Below are 21,077 nucleotides of genomic sequence, written 5' to 3' on the forward strand. Positions count from 1 at the left end.
TTGAACAACGGGCGCATCCGGCAGGATGCGCACAGTCACCCGAACCTTGCGTCAATAGAGCTGACGCCCGTTCAAATGATCAATGAAAATCCGAAACAGCGCACCCTGGCTCGAAATGCCGAGCCGGCGATAGATGTTCTTGCGGTGGATGCGCACCGTCCCTTCGGCAATGTTCATCACCTTGCCGATCGACAGGTTGCTGTGGCCCCTGAGGATCAGGCGCACGATGTTGCGCTGCTGCTTGGTCAGCCGATCTGAACAGAGGCTCTCGAACGCCACCTCCATCGCGTCGTCGCCCTCCTCGGAAGGCGGCGGCGCGACCGGCTGGCCCTGCTGGCGCCAGTTCGACCGGATGGCCTCGCGCACGATCGGCTCGTAGACGCGGAGCCGCGCCAGTTCCGCCTCGCTGAAAGGTTCGCCGCCGCGGCCGCGCATCAGCGAATAGGTCGCCTGCAGGCCGCCATCGAGCGGGATGACGAAGCCCACCTCCTCGACGAGAACGCCGGATTCCATCGACACGCAAGGATGCACTTCCGCCGACGACGAGAAGTCAGACTGGAAGAACTGGTCCGGCGCCAGCTCGCGCATTCGCCAGAGGCCCGCCGGCTGGCCGGCGCAACAGGCGACATAGAAGGGATCGAGCAGATAGGCGCCGCCGAGATAGGCGGAAAGCGCACTTGCCGACACCTTGGCCGTATAGCCGTCATGCAGGACGATCGGCCTGGCATCGTAGGGGTAGGCAAACACGACCGAGAGATCGAAGCCGGTGACCGACCGGAGCATCCGGTCGAGCGCCCGGCCGAAATCCTCGGTGCCGATCAGGCCGATCATCGCCGAGATATCTGCGGACTCGCTTGCGAGCATTCCCTTGTCATCCCCCAACCCTACGTATCCCCCATGGGATATCGACAGCCCCTCACTCGTCAACAATAATTCCCGGGGAGTGAGAAACCGGATCCGTCGCGGGTCGTCATTGGCGACCGCTGCGAAGGACGCCTAAGGGGGAGGATGACGATGGCAGGCAGGCTTTCAGGCAAGGTGGCGCTGATCAGCGGTGGCGCGGGAGGCTGCGGTCTTGCCGCATCCGAGCTGTTCGCGCGCGAAGGCGCAAAGGTCGCGATCGTCGACCTGCCGCGCAGCAAGGGCGAAGAGGTGGCCGCCTCGATCCGCGCCAATGGCGGCGAGGCGATTTTCGCCCCCGCCGACGTCTCGGTGTCGGCCGAGGTGACGTCCGCCGTCAAGGCGGTCGAAGCGGCCTTCGGTTCCATCACCGTGCTCTTCAACCACGCCGGCATCCTTGCCGTCGGCCCCTTCCTCGAAACGGAGGAGGACGAGTGGGATCGGCTGATGGCGGTCAATGTGCGCAGCATGTTCCTGATGACCAAGGCAGTGTTGCCGGGCATGCTTGCGGCCGGCGGCGGCAGCATCGTCTGCACCTCGTCGATCTCGGCCGTGGCGGCCACGCCGATGGAGGTGCTCTACGACACCACAAAGGGCGCCTGCCACATGTTCGCGCGCGCCATCGCCGTCGAGTTTCGCGACCGCGGCATCCGCTGCAACGCCGTCTGCCCGGGCTTCATCGCCACCGACCACGGCAAGCGCGAACTTGTCGGCCTCAGCAAATATGGCGTCGACGTTTCGGAGGCGGCGATCGCCGCGCAGCAGGGCCGCATGTGCGATCCGAAGGAAGTGGCGAACGCGGCATTGTTTCTGGCGAGCGACGAGGCGAGTTTCGTCAACGGCACGCATCTGTTCGTCGACAATTGCTTCACCGCGGTTTGAGGGAGGGGAAAATGCTTCAGGCAGGTGGCCACTGGCGCAACTGGGTCGGAAACCAATCATGCATCGTGCGCCATCGCGGCGCGCCGGAGAGCGAGGCGGCGCTGGCCGAAATGGTGCGCGATGCGACAGCCCAAGGGCTGAACGTGCGTTGCGCCGGGTCCGGCCATTCCTTCACACCGGTGGCGCTGACGAGCGGGCTGCATCTGACGCTTTCCAGCATGCAAGGTGTCGTCAACATCGATAGCGCGCGCAAGCGCGTCGCGGTCAGGGCCGGCACCACCATCAACCAGCTCGGCAAGGTGCTGAAGGAAAACGGCCTGTCGCTGATCAACCAGGGCGATATCGACAGCCAGGCGCTGGCCGGCGCGCTGACGACCGGCACCCATGGCACCGGCGCCAGGCTTGGCAACATGGCCTCGCAGATCGTCGGCATGCGCCTCGTGCAACCGGACGGCAGCATCCTCGTGGTCGACGAGACGACGCCGGATCTGCTCGAGGCGGCGCGCGTCTCCGTCGGCATGCTCGGCGTGATCTCGGAGATTACCCTGCAGGCGATGGAGAGCTACAATCTCCATGAAAAGCTCTGGCGCTGCACCTTCGACGAAATGATCGAGCAGCACGACGAGCTTGCCGCCAAGCACCGCCATTTCGGCTTCTTCTGGTGCCCGGTGCCCGAGAGCCGCCACTGCTACTGCCTGCCGGATACGGCCTCGGTTTCGACCACCGACAAGACCTCCGACGTCTGCGAGATGAAGGTGATCGACATCACCGGGGAAGCGCCGATGGAGCGTGGTTTCGAGAAGATCGCCTATTCCTCGGAGATCTACCCGATCGAATACGTGCCGAACTTCCACGAACTCGAATATGCGGTGCCCGTCGCCCACGGCAAGGAAGCGGTCAAGGCGGTGCGCAAGCTGATGCTGGAGAAGCACCCGACATGCATCTATCCGATCGAGTATCGCTTCACTGCTGGCGACACCGGCTGGATCAGCCCCTTCTTCGAGCAGGACTCAATCACGCTTTCGGTCTCCGGCGAGCCCGGCACCGACTATTGGGAATACCTGAAGGACGTGGACACGATCCTCAGGCAGTACGGCTCGCGGCCGCACTGGGGCAAGCTGCACTTCCTCGGCGCCGAGGATGTAACGGCACTCTACCCCCGCGCCGGCGATTTCCGGGCGCTGAGGGCCAAGGTCGATCCCGAAGGACGCTTCCTCAACGATCACCTACAGCAATTGTTCGGGTAACACTTGCCCGTGGCTGTCGCGCCGTGCACCAAACAAAGACGCCGCGCGAAGCTCGCGCGGCGTTTTTGTTGAATTCCGTTCGGCGGGATCAGGCGGCCGGCGTGTCGCCGTTCTCGCCAGCAACGACCTTGGGGCCGCCCTTGGAAACGCCGACCATGGCCGGACGCAGGACGCGGTCGCCGATGGTGTAGCCGGCTTGGACGACCTGCAGCACCGTGTTGTTCGGCACATCCGCATTCGGGATTTCGAACATCGCCTGGTGGAAGTTCGGGTCGAACTTCTGGCCTTCCGGCTCCAGCTTCTTGACGCCGTGGCGCTCAAGCGCCGAAAGCATCGAGCGCTCGGTCATCTCCACGCCTTCGATCAGCGTGTTGAGACCGGCTTCGCCAGCTTCCTTGGCTTCCGCCGGAATGGCGTCGAGCGCGCGGCGCAGGTTGTCGGATACCGCCAGCATGTCGCGGGCAAAGCCTGCAACCGAATAGGACTTGGCATCCTTGACATCGCGTTCGGTGCGGCGGCGCAGGTTGTCCATCTCGGCGGCAAGCCGAAGGTACTTGTCGCGCAGTTCGGCGCTCTCGGCCCGGGCGAGTTCCAACGGATCGGGCTCGGCAACGGCTGCTGCCTCGGCAGCGTCCGGTGCGGCGTCTAATACCTCGTCGGTGGCCTCGGGTCCGTGCTTGTTCGTATCGTCGGTCATGACGTTCTCCGCAGTGTCGTCTCTATTGTCCTTCGCATTTCCACACCGCAAGCGCGAGCCTGCGTTTCAGCAAAAATGCTCAGGAACTGGATTTGAAGCCGATATCGAGGTTTGGGGCCGAAAAATCAAGGGTTCAATGGCGCACGTGCGCTAAAGACGGGCTCTTAGCGCGAAAGCCGCGACATCAGCTGCGCGGTATAATCGACCATCGGCACGATGCGCGAGTAGTTGAGCCGCGTCGGACCGATGACACCGACGGCGCCGACGATGCGGTCCTCGCCATCGCGATAGGGTGCGACGATCAGCGAGGAGCCGGACAGCGAGAACAGCTTGTTTTCCGAGCCGATGAAGATCCGCACGCCCGGGCCGCTTTCGGCAAGATCGAGCAGCTCGATCATGCTGTCCTTCTTTTCGAGATCATCGAACAGCATTCTGAGCCGGTCGATATCCTCGGCGCCTTCGAGCCCTTCTAGCAGGTTGGCACGGCCGCGCACGATCAGGCGCGCCGGCTTCTCGTCGCCCTCGTTGCCCGACCAGATGGCAAGGCCGCGCTCGACGAGATCCTGCGACAGCGCGTCGAGTTCGCCGCGCACCGTCAGCTTCACTCTTTCGAGCTGCGTGCGCACCTCGGCGATCGTCTGTCCGGCGAGATGGGCGTTGAGGAAGTTTGCGGCTTCCGTAAGCTGCGAGCTGGTGACGCCTGCCGGCAGCTCGATGATGCGGTTTTCCACCTGGTCATGTTCGCCGACGAGCACGGCCAGCGCCTTGGTCGGCGCCAGGCGGATGAACTCGACATGCTTCAGCACCGGATCGGCCTTGGCGGTGATGACAAGACCCGCGCCGCGCGACATGCCGGACAGCATCTGGCTCGCTTCGGTCAAAAGCGCATCGACCGGCTGGGTATGGTCGTCGCGCCGGACATGCCGGTCGATCGAGGCGCGGTCTTCAGGTGAGAGATTGCCGACCTGCATGAAGGCGTCGACGAAGAAGCGCAGGCCCGTCTGGGTCGGCAGGCGACCGGCGCTCACATGCGGCGAATAGATGAGCCCGAGGTCTTCGAGGTCGCTCATCACGTTGCGCACGGAGGCAGGCGACAGCGCCATCGGCAAAAGCCGCGACAGATTGCGCGAGCCGAGCGGCTCGCCGCTCGTCAGATAGGTCTCCACGATGCGACGGAAAATTTCGCCCGAGCGCTCGTCGAGCGCCGCGGCGATTTCCTTTGCTCCGGGATTGCGCAGTACCATGTCACTCCACATATGCAGGCACATCCTGCCGTGGCCGGAATATAGTGTCCCTGCGGGCCGTTGGCAAAAGGGAAAAAACGGTCGATTGCCCGGCTTTCCACCGGTTCCCTTTGCCCGCGCCGTGTTCTGCAGCGCCGCGCGTCCTTGGACGCGCCAAAGGTCGCTGCAGCACCATAAACTGCTGCATAATTTTGTCCCTAAATCGATTTCGATTTAGGGAATTATGCAGTAGAAGGCTCACGAGATACGATAGGAGTTGACGATGCGGCCATCCGGCAGAAAAACCGATCAAATGCGCAAGGTTTCTTTCGAGCGCAATTTTTCCAAGCATGCGGAAGGCTCCTGTCTGGTGCGGTTCGGCGACACGCATGTGCTGTGCACCGCCAGCCTTGAGGAAAAGGTTCCGGCCTGGCTGCGCAATGGCGGCAAGGGCTGGGTGACGGCGGAGTACGGCATGCTGCCGCGCGCCACCGGGGAGCGCATGCGGCGCGAGGCGGCAAGCGGCAAGCAGAGCGGCCGTACCCAGGAAATCCAGCGGCTGATCGGCCGATCGCTGCGCGCCGTCGTCGATCTGCCGGCGCTCGGCGAACGCCAGATCTCGATCGACTGCGACGTCATCCAGGCTGATGGCGGCACGCGCACGGCCTCGATCACCGGCGCCTGGATCGCGCTCCACGACTGCCTGAAGTGGATGGAAGCCCGCAACATGGTCAAGGTCGAGAAGGTCCTGAAGGATCATGTCGCCGCCATTTCCTGCGGCATCTTCGCCAGCCAGTCGGTGATCGATCTCGACTACCTCGAAGATTCTGCTGCCGAGACCGACGCCAACTTCGTCATGACCGGCTCCGGCGGCATCGTCGAGATCCAGGGCACGGCGGAAGGCAAGCCGTTCTCGGAGGAAGAATTCGCAAGCCTGATGGGCCTTGCCAAGAACGGCATTGCCGAACTGGTGGCGCTGCAGAAGCAGGCGATCGCCGGCTGAGGAAGGAACGTCAAGATGGCCCCGGCGTTGGAAGGCATTCTCGAGACCGCCCTCTACGTGGGTGACCTCGATGCCGCCGAGGCCTTCTACGGTGGTATTCTCGGCCTGCAGAAGATCACGCGCGCCGGTAATCGTCACGTCTTCTATCGCTGCGGACCGGGCGTGCTGCTGATCTTCAATCCGGACGAAACGCTGAAGCCGCCAATCCCGCACGGCACAAGCGGCCAGGGTCACATGTGCTTCCGGGTTTCCGCCGCAGCGCTGGACGCCTGGAAGGCGAAACTGGAAGCATCGGGTATCGCGATCGAAGCGGACACCCGCTGGCCCAATGGGGCGCGGTCCTTCTATTTCCGCGACCCGGCCGGCAACAGCCTTGAATGTGCGGAACCGGGCCTCTGGTCCATCGAATGAACACGAAACGAGACACCATGCGCAAACTGGACAACAAGACGCTGATCGTGGCCAGCCACAATGCCGGCAAGATCCGCGAAATCCGCGATCTCATCGGCCCGCTCGGCTTCGAGGCGAAGTCGGCCGCCGACCTCAATTTCGTCGAGCCCGACGAGACCGGAACGACCTTCGAGGAGAACGCCACGATCAAGGCGCTTGCCTCGGCCAAGGCCTCCGGCCTGCCGGCGCTTTCGGACGATTCTGGTCTCGCGATCGACGCGCTCGATGGCGCACCCGGCGTCTATACCGCCAACTGGGCCGAGCGCGAGGATGGCAGCCGCGACTTCGCCATGGCCATGCAGAAGGTCGAAGATGCGCTGCAGGAGAAAGGCGCCAAGACGCCTTCCGAGCGCACCGCCCGCTTCGTCTCGGTTCTCTGCCTTGCCTGGCCGGACGGCCATGTGGAACTCTTCCGCGGCGAAGTCGAAGGCTTCGTCGTCTGGCCGCCGCGTGGCAGCCAGGGCTTCGGCTATGATCCGGTGTTCCAGCCCAAGGGCTACGACACCACCTTCGGCGAGATGAGCGCCGACGAGAAGCACGGCTGGAAGCCGGGCGACGAAGAGGCTCTGTCGCACCGCGCCCGCGCCTTCAAGATCTTTGCCGAAACCTGCCTCGGAGCGTGATCGGAGCGGGAGGAGGAAACCGCGGATTTATCCGCCGCGTCCCCGCTCCCTATGAAATGTGACCATGAGAGACGCAATAATGCAGACTGCCACGCTATCGGCGATCGGTGACGGCATGGACCCCGGTTTCGGGGTCTATGTGCATTGGCCGTTCTGCGCGGCCAAATGCCCCTATTGCGACTTTAACAGCCATGTGCGCCACCAGCCGGTGGACCAGCCGCGTTTCGTTGCCGCGTTCCTCAAGGAAATGGAAGAAGTGCGCGAGCTTTCCGGCCCGCGTACCGTCACCAGCGTCTTCATGGGCGGCGGCACGCCGTCCTTGATGGAACCCGCCACGGTCGACGCCATCCTCCAGGGTATCGCTCGCCATTGGCATGTGCCCGACGGCATCGAGATCACCATGGAGGCGAACCCGTCGAGCGTCGAGGCGACACGCTTCCACGGCTACCGCGCCGCCGGCGTCAACCGCGTCTCGCTCGGCGTCCAGGCGCTGAACGACCGAGACCTGAAATTCCTGGGCCGGCTGCACAATGTCGAGGACGCGCTGAAGGCAATCCGGCTGGCGCGCGAAATCTTCCCGCGCATGTCTTTCGACCTGATCTATGCCCGCCCGAACCAGACGGTCGAGGAGTGGGAGCGCGAGCTTAAGGAGGCCGTCTCCTACGCGGTCGACCATCTGTCGCTGTACCAGCTGACGATCGAGGAAGGCACGCCCTTTTTCGGCCTGCACAAGGCCGGCAAGCTCATCGTTCCCGACGGAGAACAATCGGCGGTGCTCTACGAGGCGACGCAGGACATCACGGCTTCGATCGGCATGCCCGCCTATGAGGTTTCCAACCACGCCCGCCCGGGTGCCGAAAGCCGCCACAACCTGACCTACTGGCGCTATGGCGACTATGCCGGCATCGGCCCCGGCGCGCACGGCCGCCTCGGCATCGGCAACGGCAAGATCGCGACTTCCACCGAGCGCAAGCCCGAGGACTGGCTCAACCTTGTCGAGACCTACGGCCATGGAATGATCGAACGGGAATCCCTCGATCTCGAGGCGCAGTCCGACGAACTGCTGCTGATGGGCCTGCGTCTGAAGGAAGGCGTCGACCTCGCCCGATGGCAGACGCTTTCCGGCCGCGACCCGGACCCGGAGCGCGAGCAGTTCCTGATCGACAACGGCTTCATCGAGCGGCTTGGCAATTCGCGCCTGCGCTGCACGCCGGCGGGCATGTTGATCCTCGACGCGGTGGTTGCCGATCTCGCCTGCCCGTAAGGTGGTAAGGACGCGATTTCCAACGGATAACCGCGTCGCACTTTTCCTGGGATTGCTTCTGGTAGGGTTTCGCCGGCTACAGGCTCAATCGAACGTTTCACCGGAGAGCGGCGTCGCCTGCATCGACGGCCGCTCTTCGAACGCATCGAACCAGCGGGTCAGCGACGGACGGTTGCGAAACGACGGAAGGTCGCGAAACGCCATCCACGAGAGCGTGGTTGCAAGCGCGATCTGGCCGATATCGACAGCCGCTTCCGGCTTTAACGTGCGCTCCAGCCAATCGTAGGTCGCCTCGATCTTCTCGGCATAACCATCGGCAAGCGCCGGATAACGCAGATGCTCCGGCCGGCGCTCCCATTCCCAGCGCAGGCCGATGCCGGTCTGCGCCAAGACCTGTGCCACCGACTGCAGCCTTAGCGCCCGCCAACGCGGCTCACCGGCCTCCGGAATCAGGTTGCGGCCCTCATGGAGCGTGTCGAGATAAGCGCAGATCACGTCGCTGTCGAAGATCGGCTCCTGCCCCTCACGCAACAGGATCGGAACCTTGCCGAGCGGGTTTTCGGCATAGACCTCATCGTTACGCCGTGTCGGGCTCGTTTCGTGGTGAATGACCTCGAGCCGGTCGGCAAGACCGATCTCATGGGCAAAGACGAGCGCTTTGCGGGCGAAAGGGGAATGGGTCTGATAGTAGAGGATCATGATTGCCTCGCGGGATCGTGGTGATTTCCTGGTCCCGTGAAGAAATATTGCATTCGACGCGATAAAGCTGCTCTGAATAGTCGGCTGTTCCGCAATTTTGTTTCGTCGAACGCCCTTGTGGTGGATCGTCTTTCACCAAGTCGCGGGGACGCCATCACAACGGCTCAGGGGGCCCTGGCTGGTCGCAAGGCAACGCCGCGAGGCGCTTTTCCAGAAACAGGGCTTCGGCCGGGCCTGGAGCCAAGGCAATGGCGCGCCGATAGGCGTCGGCCGCCGCGCAAGACCTGCCTGTCATGGCCAGGAGCGACGCCCTGGCAGCGCACCAAGGCTGGTAGTCCGCAAGCTCGGCCGCGAGCCCTTCGACGATCTGAAGACCCCTTGCCGGGTCGCCGGCTTCGGCCAGCGCGACGGCTGCATTCAATGCAACCACGGGCGTCGGTTCGAACCGAAGGAGGCCGCCATAAAGTGCTGCGATCTGCGGCCAGTCGGGCCCCGCGTCGGCCAACCGGCAGTCGGCGATCGCCGCCTTGATCTGGAACGGCCCCGGGCTTCTGCGGGCCACCGCCTGCGCAAGAATGGCGCGGCCCTCCGATATCAGCGCCTGATCCCAAAGCCCGCGATCCTGCTCGTCGAGCGGAAGGCTTGCCCCATCGGGGCCGATCCGCGCAGCACGGCGGGCGGCGGTCAACAGGATCATCGCCAGCGCGCCCTCGATTTCCGGGTCTTCGGGGCGCAGCCGATCGATCATCCGCATCAGGAATTCGCCCTCCAGGCACAGATCCCGCGCGCCCTCCGCCCCGGCCAGATAACCAGTCGTAAAAATCAGGTAGACGGTCGTCAACACCGCGTCGAGCCGCGTCGGCCAGTGCTCGGCAGCCGGCACAAAGAAGGAAATGCCCGCGCCGGCAATCTTGGCTTTGGCACGACTGATACGTTGGCCCATCGTCGGCTCCTGGTCGAGAAAGACACGGGCGATTTCAGGGGTGGTAAGGCCACAGACCGTGCGCAAGGTCAGGGCGACGCGCGATTTGAGTTCGAGCGCCGGGTGACAGCAGACAAAGATCAGCCGCAGGCGCTCATCGGGAATGTCTTCGGCTTCCGCTTCTTCGCGAACGATCAGCTGCGCCAGCGCCTCGGCCTTGCGGGCGTCGCGGCGCGCCCCGCGCAAGCGGTCGAGCGCCTTGCGCCGGGAAACCGTCAGCAGCCAGCCCTGCGGCGATGCCGGCACGCCGGCCCGGCCCCAATGCGACAGGGCCGATACGGCGGCGTCCTGCAGCGCGTCCTCGGCCAGTGAAAGATCGCGCAGGTTGGCCGCAAGGATGGCCAAAAGCCGCCCCCGATCCGACCGCAGCGTGCTGTCGAGCAACTTCGCCACGGCGATGGCCTTGGGGACGGTTTGTGACATCGGTTCAGGTCAGTTTGTGGGGTTGTAATCCATGAGCGGACGGACCTCGACCGTACCGAAGTGCGCCGAGGGTATCAGCGCAGCATAGGTGAGTGCTGCATCCAGGTCCGCGACATCGATGACATAATAGCCGCCAAGATGCTCGTGCGTTTCGGCAAACGGACCATCCATCGTCTCGACCTTGCCGGACTTTATGCGCAGGGACGTTGCGGTTTCTGTGCCCTGAAGGCCCTCGCCCGAGCGCAGGACACCATCGTCCTTCATTCGCGCGTTGGCAGCGAAGAATCCGGCCATCATCTCCTGGAATTCGGGCGTGCCATAGGCAGGCTCTTTCTGGGGGTCGTTATAGATCAGCAGCATGTATTGCATCGTTCTTGCCTTTCGATTGTGTGCGGATGTCAGAGGTCGACGGCGTTGACGCCAAGGCAGACCATCGCGTTGAGTGCTGCGAGAATGTTCGTGCCGTTTCCGACATAGCGCAGCGGATGCCCGGCATTGTCGGCCTTGAGCCCAAAGGGATGCGCGATGCGCCCGATCAGCAGCAGTCCGCCCGAAATGTGCAGGTAGAGCGCCGGCGCGCCCATGCCCTCGGCAAGCATCATCAGGATGATGACGAAGGCCGACCACTCCGCGCAATTGCCGTGCTGGCGAATGCGTTGAAGCAGAAGTGCGTTGCCGCCATCGCCGAACGACACGCCGTTGGCGGACCGCGAGGCGTTGACGCGGAACCAGAGGATAAGGTAGATCGCCGCCACCGGCAGCGCATAAAGCGGTGTCACTGTAAAAGTCATGGTCTCTCCAATGAGATTGAATGGTCTCTACGTGCGATGGACGTCCGCGCTTCGCGAATTTCGACACGGGTAAAAACTTTTCTCGAAAATTTTTGAGGATCGGTGTGCGGGACGATGCCCGAGGCGTCGGGGTGATGCAAGGCGCGCGCGAGCCCGCGTGGCCTACAATTAACGGTACCAGGCCGTTGCCACACGGAGGGTCGGAACGCCCTTTGCCATTGCCACCAACCGGACGATGCGAAGGACGATTTTTCCCGGCGAAACCGCCTGAGAGGCCGGGCAAGGGTATGGGCGCCGCGAAGGAGAGCGGTTCGATTCCTCGCGGAGGCGGGCGTGAAAATCACGCATCCGCGAGGTGGCGATGATTGCAAATCTGCACGCGTCTTCCGCGGAAGCCTATTTCATAGGATCGCCCTTGAGGCGATTGAGTTCGATGCCTTTCGCGACCAGCCGGGCGACCTGCGCATCGTCGACGTCATCGGTGCTGCGCAGGCGGATATAGGCCATGTCACCCTTGCCGCCGCCCTTCTCCATGCGAGGATCAAGATCGAGCATGTCGGCTCCGCGCCAGAAGCCGAAGGTGACGGAGTCCTTTGTGCCCTTGAGCAGGCAGACAGCGCCGCCGGCGTCGTAGACCGGATGCCCCCATTTGACGATGTCCGTCAGCCCGCCCACCGCGAGGATGGCATCATGCAGGCGTTTCGCCACGTCGGCGGGAACGCCGGAAAGGCCGGCAATGTAGTCCTTGACTGTCTTGGTCATGGTCGTCTTTCTGTCGCTTGCCGTTAGTTCTTGAGCGGGATGAGGGCGCGCAGGCGCGGATCCCGAAGCCAGAGGCCGCCCCAGGCGATCACGCCGAGATAAAAGCCGAAAAGCAGATGGGTGAAGAGCGGGCTGCCGGCCCGCAGATGCGTCGCCATCGCGCCGCCGAGATAGCCGGTGAGCAGAATGGCGCCGAGGATCGAGGTGCGCGGGATCACATATAGCACCGTGCATAGCAATGTGAGGATGCCGAGCAGACGTGCCAGGCCCTGGTCGGCCGAGTAGCCGAGCGCAACCATGGTTTCGGTGACGACAGCAAGCGGCACGAGCTTGATGACGGCATCGAAAATCAGGAAGGCGACTAGCACGCCGCTGAGGAAGCGGCCGAGGATGATCGACTTTGCCGTTGGGGCGGGCATAACGAGGCTGGTGGTCACTGATTTCTCTCCTTGGATTTCGTTCTCGGTCCAAGGACGAAAGCGCATGAGGGATCCCGACAGGCACCGTCAGATTTTTCTTTCGGAGATCTCGATACCAGGCGTTTCATCGAGCTTGTCGAGCTGCATGCGGATGTAAGCGCATTCGGCCGCGTTGGTCGCAAGCGCAATCGCATGGTCGAAGGCCACACGCGCCTCGCGGACCTTGCCGAGCTGCTTCAGGAGATGGCCGCTCAGGCCATGGAAATAGAAATAGCCGGAGAGCTTTTCCGCCAAGGGCGCGATCATCGCCAGCGCGGCTTCCGGCCCCTGACGCTTCGAAACCGCCACTGCGCGATTGAGCGTGATCACCGGAGAGGGCTGCAGCCGCTCGAGCGCCTGGTAGAGCAAGTCGATCTGGGCCCAGTCGGTCTCATCCGCACGCTCGGCGCGGGCATGCAGCGCCGCGATCGCCGCCTGGATCTGGTAGGCGCCCGGTTGGCGGTACTGCATCGCCCTGTCGATCAGCGCCAAGGCCTCGTCGATCAGCGGGCGGTCCCACAGGCTGCGGTCCTGGTCATCAAGCAGGATGACGGCGCCATCGGCGTCGAAGCGGGCGCGCGCCCGCGAATGCTGGATCATCATGAGCGCCGTAAGCCCCTTGATCTCCGGCTCGGCCGGGAAAAGCTGAAGCAACAGGCGTCCGAGCCGGATCGCCTCCTGGCACAGGTCGGCCGAGACGCTTTCCGGGCCGTTCATCGCCGAATAGCCCTCGTTGAAGACGAGGTAGATCATCGTGGCGACGGCGGCAAGCCGATCTGACCGGTCGGCCGCATCCGGGGTCTCGAAGGCAAGGCCGGCGGCCGCGACACGCGACTTGGCCCGCGTGATCCGCTGTTCCATCGCCGCCTCGCTGACGAGGAAGGCGCGGGCGATCTGCTTGACCGAAAGGCCCGAGACGATGCGCAGCGCCAGCGCGATCTGCTGCGTTGCCGGCAGTGCCGGATTGCTGCAGACGAACAGCAGGCGAAGAATGTCGTCGCGATAGTGGGAGCCGTCGAGCTGGTCGGCGAGCACGCCCTCCTGATCCTCGAGGTCGGAAAGAATTTCCTCCGGCGGCAGCGCCGTCTCGCGAGACTGGCGGCGCACCTTGTCGATGCCGCTGTTGCGGCCGACGAAGATCAGCCAGGCGGCGGGGTCGCGCGGCGGGCCGCTCTTCGGCCAGGTCTTCAAAGCCCGGATACAGGCCTCCTGAAACGCTTCTTCGGCAGTGTCGAGGTTGCGGAAATAGCGCAACAGCGCGCCCACGGCCTGCGGCCGGGCCGAAACGAGAGCGAGGTCTATCCAGGCTGTGTCTGTCATGAATCAAGCTCACTGGGTTTGTAGATGGCAAGGGGACGGATTTCATAGGAGCCAGCGGCCGGATTGGCAGAACTCAGATCACGGGCGAACTCGAGCGCATCATCGAGAGACGCACAGTCGATGACATAGAAACCGAGCAGTTGCTCTTTCGTTTCGGCAAACGGGCCATCGATTACGATCGTCTCGCTGTGACTGTGCCGGAGCGTCGTCGCCGCCGTCGTCGGCATCAAGCGCGCCACCGGCCCAAGCCGGCCTGCCTCCGCATATTTGCTCTGTACGGCCAACAGATCATGCATGACTTTTTCGTCCTGCTCCTTGGTCCAGGCGTTCGTGACATCTTCTTGATTGTAGCAAAACACGGCGTAAAGCATCGGAACTCCAGCTCCTGAAACAAAGACGGTGGCGGCAAGCAATAGCCGACAACCCGGATGAAAAAAACAGGGCCGGTGGTGCTTTCGCCCACCGGCCCGCAATGCGTGCAAATCAGAAATGCTCAAGCGTTGTCGCGGCACTCTAACTTGGTGTCGATGGCCGGTCGGGAAAAGAGGCGCAGAAGCCGCCCGTCGATCGCCGCCAGACCGGCCGCGATCAAGGTCATACCCAGGAAGTGCTTGGGTTCCAGCGTTTCGCCGAGGAAAAGGGCGCCAAGCAGGATGGCGCTGACCGGGATCAGGAAGGTCACCAGCATCAGGTTTGTGACACCGGCCGTTTCAAGGATGCGGAAGAACAGGACGTAAGCGAGCGCCGTGGAAATCAGCGCGATGCCCACGATCGCCGCCCAGACGTCGAAGCCGGGCATGGGAAGCGTCCAGGGATGATCGATCAGCAGCGACAGCGGGACCAGCATGATGCTTGCGGCCGAGACCTGACCGGTCGCCGTCACGATCGGCACCACGCCCATGCGCTTGAAGCGGCGGGCAAAGACACCGGCGAGCGCATAGGAGAGCGCTGCGCCGAGCACGGCGACCTGGGCAAGCAGGTTCGAACCGAGCCCACCGAGCGCCGCCGGGCCAATCATCATCGCAACCCCGAGGAAGCCGACGACGACGCCTGCAAACCGGTTGGCTGTCAGCTTCTCGTCATCGGTCAGGAGATGCGCGACGATCACGCCGAACAGCGGCGTGGTGGCGTTGAGGATCGAGGCAAGGCCGCTTGCGATATGCGTCTGCCCCCAGACGATCAGCGAGAAGGGGATGAGATTGTTGAGCAACCCCATCCCGAAGAAGGCCAGCCAAACGCGCGGGTCGCGCGGCATCGACAGTCCCATCAGTCGAACGAAGGCGAGCAGCGCGAGCGCCGCGAGACTGACGCGCAGCGCCACGATCGTGACCGGCGGCAACGCCTTGACGGCGACGCCGATGAAGAAGAACGACCCACCCCACAAAATGGAGAGCAGGATCAACATGCCCCATTCCCGGGCACCCATGACCTTGGCCTGCGTTGCTTGTGTCATTGCCTAAACCCTCGTTTGTTTGTCAGGCTAAACCGTGATGGCATCGACCATCTTGACTTTGTGCCATTATTCTCAGGATATTGAGCTTCGAACAAACGATCATTTCTCGCCGCATGATTGAGTTTGGCTAAACCATGGCTACATCCCTTCCGTCCCTCGCCTCGCTGCGCGCCTTTGAGGCGACGGCGCGCCATTCGAGCGTGACGAAGGCCGCACAGGAACTCAACGTGACGCCTGGCGCGGTCAGCCTGCAGGTGCGCGAACTAGAGCAGACGCTTGGCGTGACGCTGTTTGAGCGCCGGCCGAGACAGTTGGTGCTGACGGAGGACGGCAGCACCTATTTCGCGACGCTCAGGCGCGCGTTCCGGATGATGCGCGAAGCGACCGAGGAACTGACGGCGCGCAAGCGCGCGCCGGTGCTGACGGTGAGCTGCACGCCCACTTTTGCCGCCCAATGGCTGGTCCCGCGCATCGGCGCCTTCGAGTTGCAGGTGCCCGGCATCGACGTGCGCATCAGCACCACCAATCGGCTGACCGACTTCAACAGCGATGGGGTCGACATCGCCATCCGTCATGGGCTTGGCCGCTATGACGGTCTTGTGAGCGAACGATTGATCGATGACGACCCGGTGCCGGTCCTTCACCCGGCACTACGCGCCAGGAACCCACTCGACACGCCGGGCGACCTTGCCGCGCATGTGCTCCTGCACGACGTGCACCGTCAGGATTGGAGGCTGTGGCTGGATGCGGCGGGCGCCGACGGGGTGGACGCAGGACGAGGGCCAGTCTTCGTCAACAGCAACGGCGCCATCGAGGCGGCCAAGGCCGGCGACGGCGTTGCACTGGTGCGCCTGTCGCTGGTCACGCGCGAGCTTGCGGAGGGTGTGCTGGAAGCCCCCTTCCCTGAGGGCGTGATGACCGGGCTTGCCTACCATCTCGTCTACCCGCCGGCCGCGCTCGACCGCCCGCCGGTCACGGCCTTTCGCGCCTGGATCATCGAACAGGCACGAGCCGAGCAGGGTGTGAGGAAAGCGGCGACCAAGCGTCCGCCGCGGCCGGCACTGAAAGCGGTCCGATAAAACAAAAGAGCCCGGGCGAACCCGGGCTTTTTTTGCGGCAATGCGCCTCGGCTATTCGTTGATCAGGCGCTTCAGCAGTTCGATCTCATGGCTGAGCTTGGTGTCGCCCGAAATCAGCTCCTCGATCTTGCGCACGGCATGCAGCACGGTCGTGTGGTCGCGTCCGCCGAAGCGACGGCCGATCTCCGGGAAGGAGCGCGGCGTCAGCGTCTTCGACAGATACATCGCGATCTGGCGCGGCTTGACGATGACACGGGTGCGGCGGTTGGAGACGAGCTCCTGGCGCGAGACGTTGTAGTGCTTGGCGACGACGCGCTGGATGTCCTCGATGCGCACGCGGCGGGGTTCGCCGGCGTTGACGAGGTGGCCGAGCAATTCATCGACGCGCTCAAGCGAGAGCTGCGGCTCGAAGGAGCGGCGGAACAGGAGCTGGTTGAAGGCACCTTCCAGTTCGCGGCCGCTGGCGGTCACGTTGCGTGCCACGTGGCTCAGGATTTCGCCGGGAATGTCGAGCGAACCGTCGTCCTGACGGGCCGTGTCCAGGCGGCGCTTCAGCATTTCCAGGCGCATGTCGTAGTCCGGGCCGTCCATCTCGATGGCGACGCCGCCCTGGAGACGCGAACGAACGCGGCTGTCGAGCGATTCCAATTCCCACGGTGCGCGGTCGGCTGCGACGACGACCTGCTTGGCGGAATCGAGCAGCATGTTCAGCAGGTGGCAAAACTCATGCTGGATCGACTTGCCCTGAAGGAACTGCATGTCGTCGATGATCAGGAGATCGATGTTGCGCAGCGACTCCTTCAAGGACAGCGCGTCGTTGTCGCGGATCGCGGTGGCGAAACGCCACATGAAGTATTCGGCCGTCAGGTAGACGACGCGCGGCGCACGCGCGCTCTGCAGCGCCTGGATGGCGATCGCCTGCAGAAGGTGCGTCTTGCCGAGACCGACGCTCGAATGGATGAAGAGCGGGTTGAACCGCACCGCACCGGCGCCGGCTTCCGCAATCGTCCGGGCGGCGGCAAGCGCCACGCGGTTCGAGGAACCCTCGACGAAGTTTTCGAAATTGTAGCGCTGGTCGAGCGGCGAGCCGAAGAGCGGCGCCTGGGTCGGCCTCTGCATGCTTGCGACAGTCGCCGCGGCAACGGTTGCCACCGGCTGGGCTGCGGCCGGACGGCGCGCGGGCTGAGCCGGAGCTGCTTCTACCGCCTGCGGCAGCGCTTCTTCCTGGGTGGTCGGACGGGCGCCACGGGTTGCCGTGCGCACCAGGATCTCGATCTTCATGATCTCGCCGTCTTCCTGCTGGAAGATCGAGGTGATGAGGTCAAGATAACGGTTGTTGATCCAGGACTTCAGGAACGTGGTCGGCACCGAAAGGCGCACAACGCTCTTGGATACGGAATGGAGCTTCAGACGCCCAAACCAGCTTGCAAAGACATCCGGACCGACTTGAGCTTTGAGACGCGCACTTACCCGCTCGAACAGTGCGTCGTGCCTCATGTCGGTTTTTTCCCCCGCCGCCTGAGATAGATTGCTTCCGGCTTGAAATGCGTCTCCTTCTTTCTGAAGTGCGCCCGCCGTCACCAAATTCATCTGCATTTTGCCGCCTTCCAATTCATGTTCAGATGCCGTCATCGCTGCCGGCCTCATCTCTTATGTCCGCCGCCCGCGGCGCCCGTATGGGCCATGCCGCTTACGCCGAACGTCACAGTCGCAGACGACGCCGGGCTCCTCATCTCCCGCCTCGCTGCGCGCTACGCGCACCCACCTGCCCTTCGGGCCGGAGGATGTCCCCTCGCGCCTCTTGTCAACAATCCCTTCGACGCGCTCCCGCGCCGTACCGGATCCTCCTCCTCGTCAACAGCTCCTCGCACCCTCGTACGAAGCGATGAGCCGCGCGTTGGACCTTGGCCTCGCGTCGGGCGCCGCTTGCACCCTCCATCGAGACCGCCTGCATGTTTCCTTTGTCGTAGCCGATCAAAGGGCAGGATAGGCAGCCGTCAAAGCGCCGCAGCGACCTTCAGGCGTCCGACCGGACGCACGGTGCTGCAGATGGCCGCCTCACAATCACAGGACGAAAGTTTCTCGTCCGGAGTGGTCTGAACCATCCGGTTTTTCACCTTCGACTTGTCTGATTGAACGACGCGGAGCCGCCCTGATACAAAGGACAGAAACATCGAAACCATTTCTTCGAAATGGCCTCTTTTGCTTCCTTTTACAGATGTGGTCCGTGTCCCCTGTGGAGGGCATTTAGGCAGGATCGATGGGCAAGATCAATCGCGATTTTTACGCAACCTTAAGCGCCGGCCGTTGACTCTCCGGCCGCCATTTGCTTGCCGCATTCCGAGTCCGAGAAGAATCCCTGTTGAATCAAGGGTTTTGATTTTTCGCCCTTTGCTTAGCTGGCGAAAAAGAAAAAAAATAAAAATTCGCTTGACTCAGAATGGGCCTAACAGACCCCCAGCCAGAGACATCCTTTTGATAAGGACCTCTCACAAGTCATTGAAATAATTATATAAATTTTGTCATCGCACTGACATAAGCCCAAGCCGCCAGATTAACCATCGCAATGACAGAAGTATGAATCCGAAAAGCCCGGCGCAAGGGCCGGGCTCTCGATTAACAGATTTTTCTTAGCCGGATTAGGCCGAAAGCGACTTTACGCGCTGTGCAAGACGCGAAACCTTGCGCGATGCAGTGTTGGCGTGCAGGACGCCCTTGGTGGCGGCGCGCATCAGCTCGGGCTGAGCTGCCTTGAGCGCTGCGGCTGCAACAGCCTGGTCGCCGGTGGCGATCGCTTCTTCGACCTTACGGATGAAGCCACGGACGCGCGAACGACGGGCCTTGTTCACTGCAGTGCGGCGTGCGATCTTGCGGGTCGCCTTTTTCGCCGAAGTTGTATTGGCCATTGGTGCCTCTCTTCGAAAACTGATATGAACTCCGCCCTCGCCGTGCCGGGTCACTGCGACCTGTCATCAAAGCAATTCGGGAGTATTTCCGGAAAGCCCAGGATGGCGTTCCAAACTGAGGGCGGCGTATAGCGGGAAACGGCCGCCCCGTCAACGCGCATTTTCCAGAATCTGCGCGCCTTCCTTTGAGCTAGCGATGCTTGAAGTCCGGCTTCCGCTTGGCGACGAAGGCGGCCATGCCCTCCTTCTGGTCCTCGGTCGCAAACAGCGAGTGGAAGAGACGCCGCTCGAAACGCAGGCCTTCGGCAAGCGTCACCTCCAGCGAGCGGCTTACGGCCTCCTTCGCCATCATGACCGCTGGCAACGAGAAGGAGGCGATCTTCTGGGCAGCGGCCAGCGCTTCCTCCATCAGTTTCTCCGACGCCACCACACGCGAAACGAGTCCCGCACGTTCGGCCTCGGCCGCATCCATCATCCGGCCGGTCAGAACCAGGTCCATCGCCTTCGCCTTGCCGACGGCGCGCGTCAGGCGCTGGGAGCCGCCCATGCCGGGAATGACGCCGAGGGTAATTTCCGGCTGGCCGAACTTGGCTGTCTCCGACGCGATGATGAAGTCACACATCATCGCAAGCTCGCAGCCGCCGCCGAGCGCATAGCCGGAAACGGCAGCGATCAGCGGCTTGCGGGCTGCCGCCACCTGGTCCCAGCCGCCGATGAAGTCGCCGAGATAGCTGTCGACGAAATCGAGCGTCTGCATCTCCTTGATATCGGCGCCGGCGGCAAAGGCCTTCTCCGAGCCGGCGAGGACGACGGCGCCGATCTCCTTGTCGGCATCGAAGGCCTTCAGCGTTGCGGCAAGCTCGCGCATCACCGTCGAATTCAGCGCGTTCAGCGCCTGCGGACGGTTGAGCGTCACCAGGCCGACGCGGCCGCGTGTTTCGACCAGCAGCGTTTCGTAGGTCATTCCTGTTTCCTCCGGTTCATGCACCAGACCGCTGACGGACCGGCGTTCATTTCTGGCAGTGCGGGCAATAGAAGGTCGAGCGGCCCGCCTGCACGATCCGCGCGACCGTACCGTCGCAGCCGGTCGTGCGGCAAGCCTCTCCTTCGCGGTCGTAGACGGAGAAGGAGTGCTGGAAGTAGCCGAGCGAGCCGTCGGCCTGGATATGGTCCTTGAGCGACGATCCGCCGGCGGCAATGGCATCGGCGATGACCTCGCGGATCGCGTCCGTCAAGCGCACAAGCCCGTCCTTCGGCTTGCCGCGCTTGTCGACGAGCGCGCCGGCCGGTTTCAGCGGCGACAGGTGCGAGCGCCACAACGCCTCGCAGACATAGATGTTGCCGAGACCGGCGATGTTCTTCTGGTCGAGCAAGGCCGCCTTCAGCGGCTGCGCCTTGCCGGCAAAGCGTGCGGCGAGATAGGCGGCATCGAGCACGTTTCCGGTCGGCTCCTCGCCGAGCGCGCGAAAATAGGCGTGGTTTGCCACCGTGTCGCGGCGAGCAAGGTCCATGAAGCCGAAGCGGCGCGGGTCGTTGTAGATCACCCGCAGCGGGCCTTGCGCGCCGTCGAGATGGAAAATGACGTGATCGTGCTTTTCGTCCTTGCCGCGCGGATGGTGGAATTCGCCCGGCGTTGCGGCCGCCGGTCCCACCTCGATGCGGAAGGAGCCGGACATGCCGAGGTGGGCGATGATCACGTCGCCGGCTTCCAGATCGATCATCAGGTACTTGGCGCGGCGCGACAGCGAGACGATGCGCTGGCCGGCAACGGTCGAGGAGAAATTCTCCGGGAAAGGAAATCGCAGATCCGGACGGCGCAGTTCCGCATTGACCAGCAGCGCCCCCTCCATGGTCGGCGCCAGGCCGCGCTTGACGGTTTCGACCTCGGGCAACTCCGGCATGAATGCACTCCTTC

At 63.3% G+C, this 21,077-nt stretch carries 23 protein-coding genes; 7 read left to right on the forward strand and 16 right to left on the reverse strand.

Annotated features, from left to right (window positions below; genetic code table 11):
* Positions 1–51: 51 nt before the first annotated feature.
* Positions 52–864 (reverse strand): helix-turn-helix transcriptional regulator, encoded by an 813-nt coding sequence (locus tag JVX98_RS20470; RefSeq protein WP_192448028.1) that lies wholly within the window; start codon positions 862–864, stop codon positions 52–54.
* Between the two features lie 150 nt (positions 865–1,014).
* Here JVX98_RS20470 and JVX98_RS20475 point away from each other — a divergent pair, with 150 nt between their 5' ends.
* Positions 1,015–1,782 (forward strand): SDR family NAD(P)-dependent oxidoreductase, encoded by a 768-nt coding sequence (locus JVX98_RS20475; RefSeq protein ID WP_192448029.1) that lies wholly within the window; start codon positions 1,015–1,017, stop codon positions 1,780–1,782.
* 11 nt (positions 1,783–1,793) lie between these two features.
* Entirely contained in the window at positions 1,794–3,029 is a 1,236-nt protein-coding gene (locus JVX98_RS20480; RefSeq protein ID WP_205237232.1) for a D-arabinono-1,4-lactone oxidase, read from the forward strand.
* Between the two features lie 88 nt (positions 3,030–3,117).
* Here JVX98_RS20480 and grpE read toward each other — a convergent pair whose 3' ends face one another.
* On the reverse strand, positions 3,118–3,726 hold the full coding sequence (gene grpE, locus JVX98_RS20485; protein WP_205237233.1) for a nucleotide exchange factor GrpE: 609 nt from the start codon (positions 3,724–3,726) through the stop codon (positions 3,118–3,120).
* Positions 3,727–3,890: 164 nt separating this feature from the next.
* Positions 3,891–4,970, reverse strand: a complete 1,080-nt coding sequence (hrcA, locus tag JVX98_RS20490) for a heat-inducible transcriptional repressor HrcA (protein ID WP_205237234.1) — start codon at positions 4,968–4,970, stop codon at positions 3,891–3,893.
* Between the two features lie 262 nt (positions 4,971–5,232).
* Here hrcA and rph point away from each other — a divergent pair, with 262 nt between their 5' ends.
* The 4 genes from rph to hemW all read left to right on the forward strand — a co-directional run bounded on the left by rph (position 5,233) and on the right by hemW (position 8,289).
* On the forward strand, positions 5,233–5,952 hold the full coding sequence (gene rph / locus JVX98_RS20495; RefSeq protein ID WP_192448032.1) for a ribonuclease PH: 720 nt from the start codon (positions 5,233–5,235) through the stop codon (positions 5,950–5,952).
* Positions 5,953–5,967: 15 nt separating this feature from the next.
* Complete coding sequence (locus JVX98_RS20500) at positions 5,968–6,363, forward strand: VOC family protein (RefSeq protein WP_192448033.1); 396 nt, start codon at positions 5,968–5,970, stop codon at positions 6,361–6,363.
* Positions 6,364–6,380: 17 nt separating this feature from the next.
* Positions 6,381–7,025, forward strand: coding sequence for an RdgB/HAM1 family non-canonical purine NTP pyrophosphatase (gene rdgB / locus JVX98_RS20505; RefSeq protein WP_205237235.1), 645 nt, complete (start codon positions 6,381–6,383; stop codon positions 7,023–7,025).
* Between the two features lie 79 nt (positions 7,026–7,104).
* The gene (hemW, locus tag JVX98_RS20510; RefSeq protein ID WP_205237236.1) at positions 7,105–8,289 is read left to right on the forward strand and encodes a radical SAM family heme chaperone HemW; all 1,185 of its coding nucleotides are present in this window, start codon (positions 7,105–7,107) and stop codon (positions 8,287–8,289) included.
* 84 nt (positions 8,290–8,373) lie between these two features.
* On the opposite strand, the gene JVX98_RS20515 is transcribed toward hemW, so the two are convergent.
* From JVX98_RS20515 to JVX98_RS20555, 9 genes are all read right to left on the reverse strand, one after another.
* The gene (locus JVX98_RS20515) at positions 8,374–8,988 is read right to left on the reverse strand and encodes a glutathione S-transferase family protein (protein WP_205237237.1); all 615 of its coding nucleotides are present in this window, start codon (positions 8,986–8,988) and stop codon (positions 8,374–8,376) included.
* Between the two features lie 154 nt (positions 8,989–9,142).
* Positions 9,143–10,363, reverse strand: a complete 1,221-nt coding sequence (locus JVX98_RS20520) for an RNA polymerase sigma factor (protein ID WP_205237238.1) — start codon at positions 10,361–10,363, stop codon at positions 9,143–9,145.
* A 39-nt stretch (positions 10,364–10,402) separates the two neighbouring features.
* A complete protein-coding gene (locus tag JVX98_RS20525; RefSeq protein WP_205237239.1) occupies positions 10,403–10,762 on the reverse strand; it encodes a YciI family protein in 360 nt (119 codons plus the stop codon).
* A 29-nt stretch (positions 10,763–10,791) separates the two neighbouring features.
* Positions 10,792–11,184: an MAPEG family protein gene (locus JVX98_RS20530; RefSeq protein WP_205237240.1), complete on the reverse strand. Its 393-nt coding sequence runs from the start codon at positions 11,182–11,184 to the stop codon at positions 10,792–10,794.
* Positions 11,185–11,580: 396 nt separating this feature from the next.
* Positions 11,581–11,946, reverse strand: coding sequence for a DUF1801 domain-containing protein (locus JVX98_RS20535; RefSeq protein WP_205237241.1), 366 nt, complete (start codon positions 11,944–11,946; stop codon positions 11,581–11,583).
* Between the two features lie 23 nt (positions 11,947–11,969).
* A complete protein-coding gene (locus tag JVX98_RS20540; protein ID WP_060608316.1) occupies positions 11,970–12,365 on the reverse strand; it encodes a DoxX family protein in 396 nt (131 codons plus the stop codon).
* Positions 12,366–12,452: 87 nt separating this feature from the next.
* Positions 12,453–13,724, reverse strand: coding sequence for an RNA polymerase sigma factor (locus tag JVX98_RS20545; protein ID WP_205237242.1), 1,272 nt, complete (start codon positions 13,722–13,724; stop codon positions 12,453–12,455).
* Positions 13,721–14,095 carry a YciI family protein gene (locus tag JVX98_RS20550; RefSeq protein ID WP_205237243.1) on the reverse strand — a complete coding sequence of 125 codons (375 nt, stop codon included), beginning with the start codon at positions 14,093–14,095 and terminating at the stop codon, positions 13,721–13,723. Before JVX98_RS20550 ends, JVX98_RS20545 begins: the two co-directional genes overlap by 4 nt.
* A 122-nt stretch (positions 14,096–14,217) precedes the next feature.
* Entirely contained in the window at positions 14,218–15,177 is a 960-nt protein-coding gene (locus JVX98_RS20555; protein WP_234824388.1) for a DMT family transporter, read from the reverse strand.
* A 134-nt stretch (positions 15,178–15,311) separates the two neighbouring features.
* On the opposite strand from JVX98_RS20555, the gene gcvA reads away from it, so the two are divergent.
* A complete protein-coding gene (gcvA, locus tag JVX98_RS20560) occupies positions 15,312–16,256 on the forward strand; it encodes a transcriptional regulator GcvA (protein ID WP_205237244.1) in 945 nt (314 codons plus the stop codon).
* 51 nt (positions 16,257–16,307) lie between these two features.
* Here gcvA and dnaA read toward each other — a convergent pair whose 3' ends face one another.
* The 4 genes from dnaA to mutM all read right to left on the reverse strand — a co-directional run bounded on the left by dnaA (position 16,308) and on the right by mutM (position 21,063).
* Entirely contained in the window at positions 16,308–17,753 is a 1,446-nt protein-coding gene (dnaA, locus tag JVX98_RS20565; protein ID WP_246764914.1) for a chromosomal replication initiator protein DnaA, read from the reverse strand.
* Positions 17,754–18,895: 1,142 nt separating this feature from the next.
* Positions 18,896–19,162 (reverse strand): 30S ribosomal protein S20, encoded by a 267-nt coding sequence (rpsT, locus tag JVX98_RS20570; RefSeq protein WP_043615568.1) that lies wholly within the window; start codon positions 19,160–19,162, stop codon positions 18,896–18,898.
* A gap of 190 nt (positions 19,163–19,352) precedes the next feature.
* A complete protein-coding gene (locus JVX98_RS20575; RefSeq protein WP_205237245.1) occupies positions 19,353–20,126 on the reverse strand; it encodes an enoyl-CoA hydratase in 774 nt (257 codons plus the stop codon).
* A 46-nt stretch (positions 20,127–20,172) separates the two neighbouring features.
* Positions 20,173–21,063 carry a bifunctional DNA-formamidopyrimidine glycosylase/DNA-(apurinic or apyrimidinic site) lyase gene (gene mutM, locus JVX98_RS20580; protein ID WP_205237246.1) on the reverse strand — a complete coding sequence of 297 codons (891 nt, stop codon included), beginning with the start codon at positions 21,061–21,063 and terminating at the stop codon, positions 20,173–20,175.
* Between the last annotated feature and the right edge of the window lie 14 nt (positions 21,064–21,077).

Origin of the sequence: Ensifer sp. PDNC004 (assembly GCF_016919405.1) — a bacterium.
GTDB lineage: Bacteria > Pseudomonadota > Alphaproteobacteria > Rhizobiales > Rhizobiaceae > Ensifer.